The sequence below is a fragment of the Klebsiella planticola genome, from assembly GCF_000783935.2.
GTDB classification, from domain to species: domain Bacteria; phylum Pseudomonadota; class Gammaproteobacteria; order Enterobacterales; family Enterobacteriaceae; genus Klebsiella; species Klebsiella planticola.
In genome coordinates this window covers 4241994-4256754 of record NZ_CP026047.1, presented here as the reverse complement: position 1 = coordinate 4256754, position 14761 = coordinate 4241994, and the positions used below count along the sequence as shown (strand labels likewise).

The following is a 14761-nucleotide window of genomic DNA, read 5'->3' as shown; positions in this document are numbered from 1 at the left end:
CCCTGATGCCTCACGCCCATCCTGAGAGAACGTTTCTGAACTGATTTCGCAACTGCTCCTGCGCGTTAATGTCGCATCAGAGCAACGCTATGAAAATGAATCCCCGAGCATGGTTTAGCCGCGCTCACCCCTTTACGAAAATCCCTGGACGGGCGCCATTCCCGGCCAACGACCCGAGCGGTGAAAATAGTCTGCGGCCAGAGCTGTTTTCGGCCCTCCAGATGGAACGTTACGGCCAAAAACTGGCGCATACACATAAGCTGTCGCCGGACAAACTGCCTTACTATCTTCTCAAACGGCTTGGCGATAACGAGGCCGTGATCACCCATAACTGTTATGCGCTCAATGCCGGGAAAAAATCGAGTATTATGCCCGCAGGCGAGTGGCTTCTTGATAATTATTACCTGATTGAGGAGCAGATTCGTATTGTCCGCCAGCACCTGCCGAAAAGCTTTGGCAAAGGTCTCCCCGCCCTGATATCGCCACACCAGTGCCCGCGTATTTACGATATCGCCTCTGAAGCGATTGCCCACGGGGACGGACGCTGGGACGTAGCCAGCCTCACCAGTTATATCGCCGCCTATCAGCAGGTGACGCCACTGACTTTAGGCGAGGTCTGGGCTTTACCTGGCATGCTGCGTCTGTCGCTGATCGAAAACCTGCGTCGTGTCAGTATCGAAGTGGTAAAAGCCCAGCAAGAGCGCAGCCTGGCGGACACATGGCTCACGCGGATTTTCGAATGTGCGGAGAATACGCCCGCCGATTTAATCATGGTGGTTGCCGACATGGCGCGCGCGCGACCGCCGCTCAGCAGCGCGTTTGTCGCGGAACTGGTACGTCGCCTGCAGGGGCATGGCAATGCGCTGGCGCTGCCGTTGACCTGGGTGGACCAACGTCTTGCTGAACAGGGCGTGACGACCGAGGTTCTCATTCACCGCTTCAATCAACAGCTTGCCGCCAGCCAGCTTTCTGTCAGCAACAGCATCGCGGGTTTACGTTTGCTGAGCGAAACAAACTGGGCCGATTTTGCCGAGACGATCAGCGTCGTGGAGCAGACATTGCGTCTTGATCCAGCCGATACCTATTCCCGGATGCACTTTGATACCCGGGATCATTACCGCCATGTCATCGAGATTCTGGCCAGAGACAGTCGGTTCAGCGAGCCCGAAGTCGCCAGGCGGGTGCTGGCGCTTTCCCAGGAAAACGCGCCCGCCACGCCGGGACATCATGTGGGTTATTATCTGGCAGGTGAAGGCCGCGAACAGCTGGAAGTGCAACTCTGCGCTGACACTCCAGGACTTATCCGGCTGCGGCACAGTTTCAACAAAATCCCCTTGTTGTCATGGCTCGGCAGTCTCAGTCTGTTAACGACGGCCGTAACGGCCGGAATCCTGCACGCCACTGCGCAACAGGGAATGGGCTGGATACTGATCCTTTTGGCGGTGCCGCTGATTGTGGCGGTGAGCCAGTTAATCAGCGATCTGCTCAGCGAAGCGACCACCCGTTTTCGCACTCCCCGGCCTTTGCCACGAATGGATTTTTCCGCGGGAATTCCCGCTGACTGTGCGACGATGGTGGTTATTCCCTGTATGCTGACCAGCCACGCAAGCATCAGTCAGCTTCTCACCAGTCTTGAAGTGTGCTGGCTGGGCAATCAGAATGAACACCTCCGCTTCGCTCTTCTCACTGATTTTGCTGATTCAACGGTTGAAAATCCGCCGGAAAACGCCCTGCTGCTCAGGCAGGCCATCACGGAAACAGAGGCGCTTAACCGACGCTATCCCGGCAACCGCCCACGCTTTTATCTTCTGCACCGTCAGCCTGAATGGATCCCGGCACAGGAAACATGGATGGGTCATGAACGTAAGCGGGGAAAACTGGCATTGTTGAACCACTGGTTGCGCCACCCGGCAAACCAGTTTTCCAGTGTCGCCGGGCTGCCTGCGCACCAGTTGCCGGGCCCGATTAAATATGTCATCACCCTGGACAGCGATACGCTTTTGCCACGCGACACCGCGCATAAACTGGTGGCAACCATGGCGCACCCGCTCAACCAGCCAGTGTATGATCCGCTGCGACAGAGGGTCGTCAAAGGGTATGGTATTTTACAGCCGGGACTGGCAGAGGAGATGCCGCGTAACGGACAGGGGCGCTATGCTGCCCTACGCAGCAGCGTACCGGGTAATAATCCCTATTCGATGATGTCTTCGGATATCTATCAGGATCTCTTCGGCGAAGGGTCGTTCGTTGGTAAAGGGATTTATGACGTCGATATTTTTGTCCAGGCCACAGCCAACGCCTGCCCGGAAAATCTGGTTCTCAGCCATGATTTACTCGAAGGGTGCTATGCCCGCTCCGGGCTACTCAGTGAAGTCTTACTCTACGAACAATACCCAAACAACTATCTGTCAGACGTTGCGCGCCGTACGCGCTGGATCCGTGGCGACTGGCAGCTGCTTAACTGGCTCAGCCCGTACGTCAGAAAAGCGGATGGAACGCGGGATAAAAATCCGTTATCTCCGCTCTCCTGGTGGAAGTTATTTGATAATTTACGCCGCAGCCTGGTCGCCCCGTCGTTACTGGTACTTCTTTTTTGTTCCCTGCTCTGGGTTCCCAACCCGCTCTACTGGCTTGGCGCGCTGACGCTGGTGTGGTTATTGCCGGCGGCTCTGAGTATCCTTCACGACCTTCTTCATAAACCCCCTCGTCGCCCGTTGCGGCTACATCTTCCGCTGGTCGCCGCCGGCGCGCTGAAGCGGCTCTCCCGGATCGCACTCAATTTTGTTCTCCTGCCGCACGAGGCCGGATATTCATGCTATGCCATTACGGTGACGCTCTGGCGTCTTGCTATCAGTCAGCGCAATCTCATCCAGTGGGCCAGCCACGCGCCGGACAGCCAGCGGTCCCACCTTTCGGTGCTGCGTTTTTATCGGGCGATGTGGCTTAATGTGGTCTCCGGGGTCGCCCTGGCGATGATGACGTATCATTTTGCCCCACCGCTGCTGGCTATCGCCCTGCCCGTTGCAATGCTGTGGTGTCTGGCGCCGCTACTGATGAGCGGGTTAAGCCGCCAGCCTGTGCGTAAGACGATAGCACTGAATCCGGACCAGAAGCAGCTGCTGCGTCAGACGAGCCGCGAAATCTGGGCCTTCTTTGAGACCTTTGCCACGGCAAAAGAAAACTGGCTTCCCCCGGATAATTATCAGGAAATACCGCAGCCCACCGTCGCACATCGCACCTCCCCCACCAATATCGGGCTCTCCCTGATGGCCAACCTGACCGCCTGGGATTTTGGCTACCTGCCCGGGGGCGAGGTGTTGCAACGCGTGACGCTGACGCTCGACTCGCTGGATAAAATGGAACACTTCCGCGGCCACCTCTTTAACTGGTATGACACCCGCACGCTCGCCCCGCTCAACCCACGCTATGTCTCAAGCGTTGACAGCGGCAATATGGCGGGTCATTTACTGACATTACGCGAAGGCCTGTCCGCGATGCGTTATCAGCCGGTGTTGAACAGCGAGCAGCTGCTGGCCGGGCTGAACGACACGTTGATTATTCTGGAAAAATACTGGGGGCAAAACGCGCCAACCGGTCTGCGGCTGCTGCGCAAGCACTGTCTGAACGCGGTGTCGTTGCCTGCGGGCCAGCTGTTCGGCGAACTGAAGAAAATGCGCGCCCAATGTAACCATCTGACGACGCAGTGTGCTCAGGAAAACCCGCGGGTGGTGCGCTGGACAGCGCATCTTGAACATCAGCTGGTGCAACTGTGCCATGAATGGTCGCATCTACTGGGCTGGTTGCCCCAGACGTATAATGAACCGCAGCTACCGACGCTGAGCTGGCTCGCCAGCGCGAGCTATAGCGGCGAAGGAACGCCTCCGGCATCGGTTACGGCGCTGGCCCGCATGCGGCTGAAGATTCTCACTGAACTTGAACAGCGGTTGAACGATCATGCGAGAATGGATTTTGCCTTTCTGTACAGCGAAGCGACCTGTCTGCTCAGCGTCGGCTATAACTGTGATACCAATACTGCGGATAAAAGCCATTACGATCTGCTGCCCTCTGAAATCCGCCTGACCAGTTTTCTCGCCATCGCGACGAATCAGTTACCGTTAAAAAGCTGGTATGCCCTGGGGCGGCTGTTCACCACCATTGATCATGACACCGCGCTGATGTCATGGAGCGGTTCGATGTTTGAATACCTGATGCCGAATCTGGTGATGCCCACCTGGCCCGGCTGCCTGCTGGATGAAATGAGCCAGTCAGCGGTGAAACGTCAGATACACTGGGGCAAAGAGCGTGGCGTGCCATGGGGGGTCTCGGAGTCCGGCTATCATGCTTTTGATGTTCAGCACAATTATCAGTACCAGGCATTTGGCGTACCGGGCCTCGGTCTGCGGCGAGGACTGGCCGACGATATGGTGATCGCCCCGTACGCCACGCTGCTGGCACTGATGGTCTCCCCGTACAAGGCCTGCGACAATTTGCTCAGCCTGGAAAAAAACGGCGCGCGCGGCGAATACGGTTTTTATGAGGCGCTGGACTATACCCCCTCCCGCCTCGCGACCGGACAACTGTATGCTGTCGTCCAGTCCTGGATGGCGCATCATCAGGGGATGGCATTTCAGGCGCTGGCTCACGTGCTGCTTAACGCCCCGATGACCGAGCGATTCATGTCCAGTACCGCCTTCCGCTCGGCGAGCCTGTTGCTGCAGAAACGCGTCCCGGATGCGGTCGATCTCTACAGCCCGCGCCGTCATTTCGAATCCCATGAAGGGAGAGTCAAACCGGTTCGCTATGAACCGCGTATTTTCAGCGGAGCAGATACCCCGGTCCCTGAAGTGCAGCTGTTGTCCAACGGCCATTACCATCTGATGCTGACCCCTGGCGGCGGCGGTTACAGCCGCTGGAACAATCTTGCCCTCACGCGCTGGCGCAGCGATACGACCCGCGATAACTGGGGAGCATTCTGCTATATCCGCGATTCGCAAACGGAGGAAGTCTGGAGCAACACCTGGCATCCCATCGGCACAGATGCCGATAGCGGCGACGAAGCGATCTTTACCGATGCCGGCGCTGAGTTCCGGCGGACTTTCGGATCGCTGAGCGTCAGAACTCAGATTGTGGTCTCCCCGGAAGATGACATTGAACTGCGGCGGCTCACCCTGGTACACAGAGGACGGCTGCCCCGTGACCTTGAACTGACGACCTATTGCGAAGTGGTGCTGGCGCCCGACGCCAGCGACCGGGCGCATCCGGCATTCAGCAATTTGTTCATTCAGACGGAGATTAACCCCGATCGTGAGGCGATCCTCTGTCATCGCCGCCCGCGCTCGCCGGATGAACAACCCCCCTGCATGCTGCACATGGTGGTCGTGCATGGTAACAGCAGTAAAAGTATATCGTTTGAAACGGACAGAGCCCGGTTTCTGGGTCGCGGCAGAACCCCTTCAGATGCGCAGACAGCCGGGAAAAATGGCGCGCTCAGCAACACCTCTGGGGCGGTACTGGATCCGATACTGGCGATACGCCACGCGATTACGCTGCGGCCGGGACAACCGGTTACGATTGATATCGTCTATGGCATCGGCGAAAGCCGCCAGCAAAGTCTGGCGTTACTGGAAAAATATCGGGATCACCCCATCGCTGACCGTATCTTTGAGCTGGCGTGGTCCCATAGCCTGGTGGTATTACGCCAGATGAATGCCAGTGAAGATGATGCCACGCTGTTTAACCGTCTCGCCAGTGCGGTGCTTTATCCCTGTCAGGAACTGCGGGCCGACGGCCAGATTATCAGCCGTAACCGACGAGGCCAGTCCGGCCTGTGGGGTTGGGCTATATCTGGCGATCTGCCGATAGTGCTGCTCAGCATCACCAGCGAAGAGAGCATCGCCTCGGTCACTACCCTTGTGCAGGCGCACCGATACTGGCGGCAGAAAGGACTGGAGGTCGACCTTGTGATCCTCAATGAGAGTCCCGGCGGCTATCAACAGATACTGCAAAACCAGATTATGGATTTGATTTATGCCCGCTCTGGAGCCAGCCTGCTGGATAAGTCGGGCGGCATTTTTGTCCGCAATGGCGAACATCTCTCCGCCGAAGATAAGCAGCTTCTGATGAGCGTGGCCTGTTTGTATCTTGATGATCGCGCCGGCGGACTCAGTGAACAGCTTAACCAGCGCATTCATACGTTAACCCCGCCGACCAGGCGATTCATTGCGCACACGGCGGTACAGAGAAACCAACATGTCGACTGGACACCGGATAGCGGTAAGTTACGCCACTTCAACGGCTACGGAGGCTTTTCAGAGGACGGGCGGGAGTATCAGATTGTCCTCAGCGAAAACCAGCCGACGCCAGCGCCCTGGTCAAATGTCCTGGCTAATCCCGGTTTTGGCAGCGTTATCTCGGAGGCGGGACAAGCCTACAGCTGGTATGAGAATGCGCATGAGTACCGGTTGACGCCGTGGGAAAACGATCCGGTAAGCGATCGCAGCGGCGAAGCCTTTTATCTGCGCGATGAAGAGAGCGGCGCATGCTGGTCGCCGACGGTATTGCCGGTGCGCGGACACGGTGATTATCTCACCCGCCACGGGTTTGGCTACAGCGTGTTTTCCCATCGTGAAAGCGGGATAGACAGTGAACTGACGGTACTGGTCGCCGAACAGGCGGCGGTTAAACTGGCGATCCTGACGCTCAGTAACAACTCCGGGCGAACACGGAAACTGTCGGTCACCGGCTATGCTGAATGGACGCTCGGAGATTTACGCACCCACACCGCCTCCCATATCGTGACGTATCCCGTCACCCTTTCCGCGGGTTGCGGGGTGCTGGCCAATAATTTTTACGCTGCTAACGGCGGCGAGCGCACGGCATTCTTTGCCGTCAGCGGTTCTTACTGCTCGCTGACGGGCGACCGCCGCGAGTTTATTGGACGCAATGGCTCATTGCAAAGTCCGCAGGCGATGGCACTGCGCAGGCTCTCGGGGAAAACAGGCGCCGGCCTGGATCCCTGCGCCGCAGTACAATCCGCGGCAACCTTAATTGATGGCGATCAGCGGACCTTTATCTTCGTCCTTGGCGCGGAAGAAAACCATAGCCGCGCTCAGGAGACGCTTGCCCGCTATCTCAATGAAGATACCGTCCGCCAGGAACTGAATAATGTTCACCGCTACTGGCATAACGCGCTCGATAAAATCGTGGTGACGACCCCGGATACCACAGTGAATTTACTGGTCAACGGCTGGCTGCTGTATCAGACGATGGCCTGTCGCCTGATGGCGCGTAGCGGATACTATCAATCCGGCGGCGCATTTGGTTTTCGCGATCAGCTGCAGGATACACTGGCTCTCAGCCACGCCGCCCCGGAAAAAATGCGCGAACAAATTGTACTCTGCGCCTCCCGGCAGTTTATTGAAGGAGATGTGCAGCACTGGTGGCATCCCCCGCACGGTAACGGCGTACGGACACGTTGTTCTGATGACTACCTCTGGCTGCCGTTTGCCGTCTGTCACTATGTCGAAACGATCGGTGACCCAGAAATACTGGACCTGAATATCCCTTATCTGCAGGGGCGTCCGCTCTCCGCTGGCGAAGAGTCGGTTTACGATACCCCGGTCCAGAGCAGTAGCGAAGAGACGCTCTGGTTACACTGCGTCAAAGCCATTGAGCACGGATTACAGTCCGGACAGCACGGTCTCCCGCTAATGGGCGCGGGTGACTGGAATGACGGGATGAACCGGGTTGGCATTGAGGGTAAAGGTGAAAGCGTCTGGCTGGGCTTCTTCCTGTACGATATTTTACAACGCTTCGCTTCACTTGCCGATCGGCGCCAGGATGACGCAGTCGCGTCCCTGTGTCGTCGCGAGGCGCTGCGTTTGCAAAACAATCTCGAAGCCTCCGCCTGGGACGGCGAATGGTACCGGCGAGGATATTTTGACGATGGCACTCCCCTCGGGTCAAAAGCTTCGCAGGACTGCCGAATTGATGCGATTGCCCAGAGCTGGTCGGTGCTCTCCGGCGCGGTCAGCCGGGAGCGCAGCGAGCTGGCGATGCAGGCGCTGGATAAGTACCTGGTGGATAACGAGGGCGGATTAATAAAACTATTAACCCCGCCGTTCGACGGCCACGGCCCTAATCCGGGCTATATCCAGGGCTATCTGCCCGGCGTGCGGGAAAACGGCGGGCAGTATACTCACGGCGCCATCTGGGCGGTCATGGCGTTTGCCCGCATGGGGAACGCGGAACGCGCGTGGCAACTATGGTCGATGATCAATCCGATAAACCACGCGCTGGATGCCGATGGCGTGGAAAAATATATGGCGGAGCCCTATGTGATGAGTGCGGATGTCTACAGTGTCGCCCCGCATAGCGGCCGGGCCGGGTGGAGTTGGTATACCGGTTCAGCGGGCTGGGCATATCGTCTGCTGACAGAGGAGCTGCTGGGAATAAAACGCGGCGCGACGTCCTTCACCGTTCACCCGCTGCTGCCGGCCAGCTGGCCCTCTTTTGCCCTGACTTATCAATACCGCGATAGTCAGTATCGCATTACCGTCTCACGTGGCGACGGGCAATACCAGGCCACCCTGGATGGCCTGCTCCTCGCCGACGATACCATTCCGCTGCTGGATGACGGACAGCCCCATAGCCTCGATATCGTTCAGAACTGATGGCAAACAACCCGCGCATTAACGCCAGTCGTTAATGCGCGAATTATTTTGGCCAATATTCATTGGCGCGCTGCATCGAGAAATTATCCAACTTTTATTTGGCTTAGCTATTTGGCTTAGCCGGTTAACTGCGGTGAGACAATATGATTTCGTTATCAATTTCTCCCCGCCGCGTGCAATTGCGCGAGGATCCATTAACGGCTCGTCTTTAGCCTCTTCAGCGCAGAAATATAATAAAAAGAATAACCGTCAAGAAAGGCGTATAATAAATAATACACCCCTCAGAGAATAAATTTATGTCTTACACCAGTGGAATCAGACAGTTCAAAGAAAGACCTGTCCATGTCACTTGCCCCGCCTGTTCCTGCGTAGCAGACCAGAAGGCCGGTAAATTACGCAAAGATGCGATTCTGCACTGCCCGCAATGCGGATTACACTTCCGCCCCTCAGAATGCTGGTGTATTGGCGGCTGAGCAGCAAGTCAATCTCAACCCTTTAAAAACAGCAACATACCTGTTTTACCACGGCGATAAAGGAAAGGCTTATGAAAACCAGAAAAGATGTTTTTATTGAAGGCGATATTCTTGCCAGCCGTCATCCTGGAGAATCGAACCAGCCTTTCTGCATCCATAGGGTAAGGTTTAGCAATGGTAAATATGCGATTATTCGGGCAGCAACAGGGCGATGCTTCATTCCAGGAGAAATGATCCAACGACAGGGTAACGAATGGTTTTACAACCATGTAAAAATTCGTTTGCTCGGCTTTGAATATCTTGATGAAAAAGAATCCGCCAGACAATTTATTGAGTGTTTTTGATATTCATGAACGCGTTATCAGAAATAACATCTGCGCTGTAAACTCACGTCATTAAACCGACGCTGCGTCCGGCGTTTTTGCCACCCGGCCCCCTGGCCTGCTAATGCGCATAAACCGTTTAAAGCACCTTAACGCGTTGGTGGAAAGGATGAGTCCTGCTTGTCGCGCTGATTTATGTCCGAGGCGCAACGGGCGGCGAAGGCCATCAGCAGATTTTTCTTCCGGTCGCATGGTGAGTATAATTCGCCCTCTACATTCACCGATCGCTGCTGGCTCATGGTATGAATCTCAATCGCTTCTGTTATTTACTCCTCGTTTGCGCGGCGACCGCGAGCCTGTTGACTCCGCATCCTTATGTTACGTGGTTCCTGCTCGTCAGCGTACTGACGCTGGTGATTTACGGCATGGATAAAATGGCGGCGCGCAAGGCCTGGCGTCGGGTGCCGGAATCGACCTTGCTGGTCTTCGGGTTTGTCGGCGGATGGCCTGGTGCGATTGTCGGTCAACAGATCTTCCGCCATAAAACGCAAAAACAGCCCTTTAAAACCTACTTCATCATCAGCGTGATAGTGAGTATTCTCGCGACGCTGGCGGTTTATCAGTTCTCTTCGCACTCTGCTTCGACCGTTTCCCGTTCGGTTTTCCCCAACGCGAATGTCTCGCCTTCAGATATTGCCCGTAATGTCAGGCAGTAAGGATTCGATGGCGCTGATAATGCTTCTGACCCTCTGGGGGATAAAGCGGGCGTCGGGATAGACGGCGTAGAGGAAGCGGTCAGGTAAGCGCCACGCGGGTAACACCGGTACCAGCCTGCCGGATTGCACCGCCCTGGCCGCAAGCGGGAGCTGCATACCGCCGAAACCGAGGCCGGATTCAATCGCCTGGCGCAGAGCCTCACTGGTATTGGCCCGGAAAACGGTATTCACCTTCACATCGAGAGTATTCTGACCCGAAACCAGGCGGAGCGGTGCTTCCAGCGGGATAGCGCTGAAGCGCACGTGCGGATGCATCGCCAGCTCGCTGACGGAGTGCAGCGGTGTAAAATCAGGTGCCGCAAAGAGCGCCGTTTCAATACGCGCCAGCACGCGCGCCGCGTGCGTTTGCGGTGGCTCATGGCTCAGCCGCAGCGCGACATCGACCCCTTCAGTAACCAGATCGGCGATGCGGTCATCCAGTGACAGCATCAGATGCAAGCCGGGATTCCTTTTCTGCAGCGCCAGCAGGTGAGGCATAAAAATTTGCCCCAGACCGCTCGGCAACTGCACATGTACCCGGCCCTGAAACTGATGATCGGCAGGGTTCAACCGCTTTTCCGCTTCCCGCATGGCCTCGAGCAAAAGCTGCATATCACGCCGGTAGCTTTCCCCCTGTTCAGTCAGCGCCATCACCCGCGTAGTACGATGCAGCAATACCACGCCGAGCTCCTCTTCAAGCGCCGCAATCTGTTGACTGACGGCAGATTGCTTCATCCCGCTCTGGCGAGCGGCCGCAGAAAAAGAACCCGCCTCGGCGACGCGTAAAAAAGTGGCTATCGCATTAAGCTTATTATTCATTTAATGATTCTGCTTATAAGTGCCATCAGTTTCAGGGGATATGTGTGAAAAAAATAATATATCACACTGTTTCTGTCACCTTCCCTGGAGAAACATGATGAATAAGATACAGCAACAGAAAGTCGCGCTGGTCGCCGGCGCCAGCGGTATTATCGGCAGCCAGCTTGTCAAAACGCTTCTGCGTAATGGCTGGGAGGTCATCGGACTGAGCCGCCATGCCCTCTCCCACCCTGACGGCATTCCGCTGGTCGAGGTTGATTTACTCGATGCCGAGGACAGCGCGCGGGCGCTGCGGCCCCTTAGCAATATCACCCATATTTTTTACAGCGCCTGGGTGAATGCCGCAAACTGGACGGAGATGGTTGCCCCGAACGTTACCATGCTGCGTAATCTGGTCAGTCAAATCGAGGACCGGGCTCCGCTGCAAACGGTCAGTCTGATGCAAGGATACAAGGTCTATGGCGCGCATCTTGGGCCGTTCAAAACCCCGGCGCGTGAAAGCGATCCTGGCGTCCCGGGCTCTGAATTTAACGCCGCCCAGCTCACGTGGCTCAGCCATTTTCAGAGTGGAAAAACGTGGCACTGGAATGCCATCCGCCCTGGCGTAGTGGGTAGCGCGGTGGCGGGCAATACCATGAATCTCGCCCTGAGCATCGCCCTGTACGCCTCGCTGTGCCGGGCGTTGAATCTGCCGCTGCGTTTTCCCGGTTCACCACAGACCTGGCACAGCATCGTTGATTTCACGGATGCCGGATTACTGGCAGAGGCGACCCTGTGGGCGGCAACCTCGCCCGTGGCGCAGAATCAGGCTTTCAATGTCAATAACGGTGACGTCTGGCGCTGGAGCGAACTATGGCCGCAGATCGCACGCTGGTTTGGGCTGGAGGTTGCCCCGCCGGTCAGGCTCTCCTTTCAGCAGTTATTTAAGGACTATCGCGCGCAATGGCGCGACCTTGCCGGGCAGCGGCTGGTGGAGCCGGAACTTTTACGGCTCAGCGACGGCAATTTTGCCGATTTCGTCTTTGGCTGGCATTACGACATGTTTGGCGATGGCAGCAAACTGCGTCGGGCGGGCTTCCCCCGAATGCAGGCAACCGACGAAATGTTTTTCAGTCTCTTCGCGCAGCTGAGAGAGGCACGCATTATCCCCCGATAGCGCGTGGCGCTGAAATACAAACCGGAACGCGCCGGCGTGTTCCGGAGAACGGCCTCCGGGGGAGGTTGCGCGCGACGCTCTCCCGGCATGACCCAGTGAGGGGGCAGATTACCGGCTCAGTCCCGATGTTTTCCTGGCATCATTCGGAGTAAGGTGTTGTCACGCCATATATAGTGGTGCATCAGGGCAGCCGCGGCATGCAAACCAACGATAAAATAACCGGTATTGGCCAGGAATTCATGAACGTCTTTCAGGCTGCTTTGCAGCAGACTGTTTTTCACTGCTGAAATCGGCATATTAATAAAAATAAAGCTCCATTCTTTTTGGCCAAAATAGAGCGACAGAACCCCCAGTGCCGGAAGGATAATAAAAAGGCAATATAAAATAAAATGCATCAACGAGGCGCTGAGTTTCTGCCACTGGGGGAGCGCCGGGACCACCGGTGGTTGCGGAGAAAAAAGCCTGACGACCATTCTGACTAACATCAGAATAAATACGCTGACCCCACAACTGTAATGCGCGGTCGCCATCCAGTAACGACCCGGGGAATTTTTAGGGAAGATCCCCTTAAACTCCATCGCCGCGTAAGTGATGACGATGAGCAGCAACACCAGCCAGTGCAGCGCTATCTGACTCCCTGAATATTTTTTCAATTTTATGTTTCCTTATCGCTTAACGGTCATTCAGGCCATCGCCTGACCGGCGAGAGAACCGGCCCCCATGGATAAAGCCATAGCCATTGCGCTCCAGAACGTGATTCTTATTATTGCCTTCAGCGGTGACGCATTCCCCGCAACCGAGGAGATATAGCCAAGAATGACCAGCGAAAAAAGCGTGGCGAGAATCACGAACGGAAAAACCCGCGTTGCCGGCGCTAGCCAGGCGATGATGACAGGCAGCAGCGCGCCGGCGGAAAAGCTAAACGCTGAAAATATCGCGGCCTGCAGCGGCTGCGCCGAATTGGTCTCCGTCAGCCCCAGTTCTTCCCGGGCATGAGCGTCCAGCGCATCCTTCGCCATAAGCTGTTCCGCGACCCGCTGCGCCAGGGGCGGCTCCAGTCCGCGCTGCCTGTACAGCGAAGCCAGTTCCTGCACCTCTTCCTCGTAATTTGCCGCCAGCTCTCTTTTTTCCTGACTGAGCGCCGCGTGTTCGCTATCCGCCTGCGATGAAACGGAAACATACTCGCCGGTTGCCATCGACATGGCGCCCGCAACCAGTCCGGCCACCCCGGCCAGTAAAATACCCGACGGCGAAGTGCCCGCCGCGGCGACCCCGAGAACCAGACTGGCGGTCGACACGATGCCATCATTCGCGCCCAGCACTGCCGCTCTCAGCCACCCTACTTTGCCGATACTGTGTCGTTCCAGATGCATAGTGGTTTTCCTTGTGATCAGGAAATGAGTCATCCTGGCATGACGGATATATATAAATCAGCTCACCCGTAACTTATTCTTTTATCATTAACCTTACATTAAGATTACGCCAGTATAATCCAGTGCCTGATGTTAATTATTTAAACGGACTGTTTTATGCGAAATGATAATGGGTATCATGAACGTTCAGCCATCGCACAAAAAAGCACATTAATCAGCGCCGCGGTTAATATTATCTTGTCGTTCATGCAAATTCTTAGCGGTATATTTTCTGGCTCTCAGGGTTTAATTGCTGATGGTATTCATTCTCTTTCTGATTTAGTGGCAGATGCGGTGGTGCTGCTGGCAAATAAAAAAAGCCGTAAACCCTCGGACAACGATCACCATTACGGCCACTGGCGATACGAGAACGGCGCGTCATTGATTCTCGGAATGATGCTGGTTGCCGTGGGCGTCGGTATGCTGTGGTCGGCTGCCGGGAAATTGCTGCACCCTGAGTCACTCTCCGAGGTACATGTTACCGCGCTGTGGGTCGCGCTTACCGCTCTCGCGATCAAGGAAACGCTGTTCCGCTATATGCGCAGGGTGGCGATCCGCCTCCAGTCCTCTCTGCTGATGGCCAATGCATGGCATGCCCGTTCTGATGCCGCTTCATCGGTGGTTGTCGCTATCGGTATTACCGGGACGCTGGCCGGCTACCCGTGGTTTGATCCGGCGGCGGCTTTGGTGGTCGGGCTGCTGATCCTGCGCATGGGCTACGCATTCGCGGCTGACGCGATGCACGATCTGATGGACCGCGCGGCGGATAGCGATAAAGAACATGAAATCAAAGCGCTGCTTCTGTCAACACCGGGGGTCGCCGGGCTTCATGATCTGAAAACGCGTAAAGCGGGAGATCTTATCCTTGTCGATGTGCATCTGGAGGTGCCGGAACATCTCTCCGTCCGCGATAGCCATGACATCGCCGTCGCGGCGCGGGAAAGAGTGTTGCAAACAAACGGCATTCTCAATGTCATGGTGCATATCGATCCCTTTTCAGCAAACGCGCCAAATCAGTGCCTGTAGTCCGCTGTTGGGTCTGCTCTTCTCTCGAGGCCGATGGCGCCTGAATGTGCATCGGCGTGATGAGAATGCGGCCAGGACATGACCTGCGCATGCAGCATAAAACGCATCGTCGTTAGCCCAGGGGA

8 protein-coding genes and 1 pseudogene are annotated in these 14761 nt (G+C 56.2%); 6 read left to right on the top strand and 3 right to left on the bottom strand.

Translation table 11 applies throughout. From position 1 onward, the window contains the following. The first annotated feature begins 89 nt into the window (after positions 1 to 89). The 4 genes and pseudogenes from MC50_RS20390 to MC50_RS20380 all read left to right on the top strand — a co-directional run. Positions 90 to 8672, top strand: coding sequence for a glycoside hydrolase family 94 protein (locus MC50_RS20390; protein WP_047664836.1), 8583 nt, complete (start codon positions 90 to 92; stop codon positions 8670 to 8672). A gap of 296 nt (positions 8673 to 8968) precedes the next feature. Continuing rightward, positions 8969 to 9145, top strand: coding sequence for a YnfU family zinc-binding protein (locus MC50_RS29280; RefSeq protein WP_220124380.1), 177 nt, complete (start codon positions 8969 to 8971; stop codon positions 9143 to 9145). 71 nt (positions 9146 to 9216) lie between these two features. Next, positions 9217 to 9489 (top strand): hypothetical protein, encoded by a 273-nt coding sequence (locus MC50_RS20385; protein WP_046852589.1) that lies wholly within the window; start codon positions 9217 to 9219, stop codon positions 9487 to 9489. A gap of 281 nt (positions 9490 to 9770) precedes the next feature. After that, positions 9771 to 10091: pseudogene (locus MC50_RS20380) on the top strand (DUF1294 domain-containing protein); the annotation flags it as partial. Positions 10092 to 10154: 63 nt separating this feature from the next. Here the strand turns inward: MC50_RS20380 and MC50_RS20375 are convergent. Next, positions 10155 to 11042 (bottom strand): LysR family transcriptional regulator, encoded by an 888-nt coding sequence (locus MC50_RS20375; protein WP_047664835.1) that lies wholly within the window; start codon positions 11040 to 11042, stop codon positions 10155 to 10157. A 97-nt stretch (positions 11043 to 11139) separates the two neighbouring features. Here MC50_RS20375 and MC50_RS20370 point away from each other — a divergent pair, with 97 nt between their 5' ends. Beyond that, positions 11140 to 12198, top strand: coding sequence for an SDR family oxidoreductase (locus MC50_RS20370; protein WP_047664834.1), 1059 nt, complete (start codon positions 11140 to 11142; stop codon positions 12196 to 12198). Positions 12199 to 12314: 116 nt separating this feature from the next. Here the strand turns inward: MC50_RS20370 and cybB are convergent, their stop codons facing one another. Both cybB and MC50_RS20360 read right to left on the bottom strand, forming a co-directional pair. After that, positions 12315 to 12851, bottom strand: a complete 537-nt coding sequence (gene cybB, locus MC50_RS20365; RefSeq protein ID WP_032696309.1) for a cytochrome b561 — start codon at positions 12849 to 12851, stop codon at positions 12315 to 12317. 30 nt (positions 12852 to 12881) lie between these two features. Continuing rightward, positions 12882 to 13571 (bottom strand): VIT1/CCC1 transporter family protein, encoded by a 690-nt coding sequence (locus tag MC50_RS20360; RefSeq protein WP_047664833.1) that lies wholly within the window; start codon positions 13569 to 13571, stop codon positions 12882 to 12884. A gap of 156 nt (positions 13572 to 13727) precedes the next feature. On the opposite strand from MC50_RS20360, the gene MC50_RS20355 reads away from it, so the two are divergent. Next, entirely contained in the window at positions 13728 to 14636 is a 909-nt protein-coding gene (locus tag MC50_RS20355) for a cation diffusion facilitator family transporter (RefSeq protein WP_046852592.1), read from the top strand. Positions 14637 to 14761: the final 125 nt, after the last annotated feature.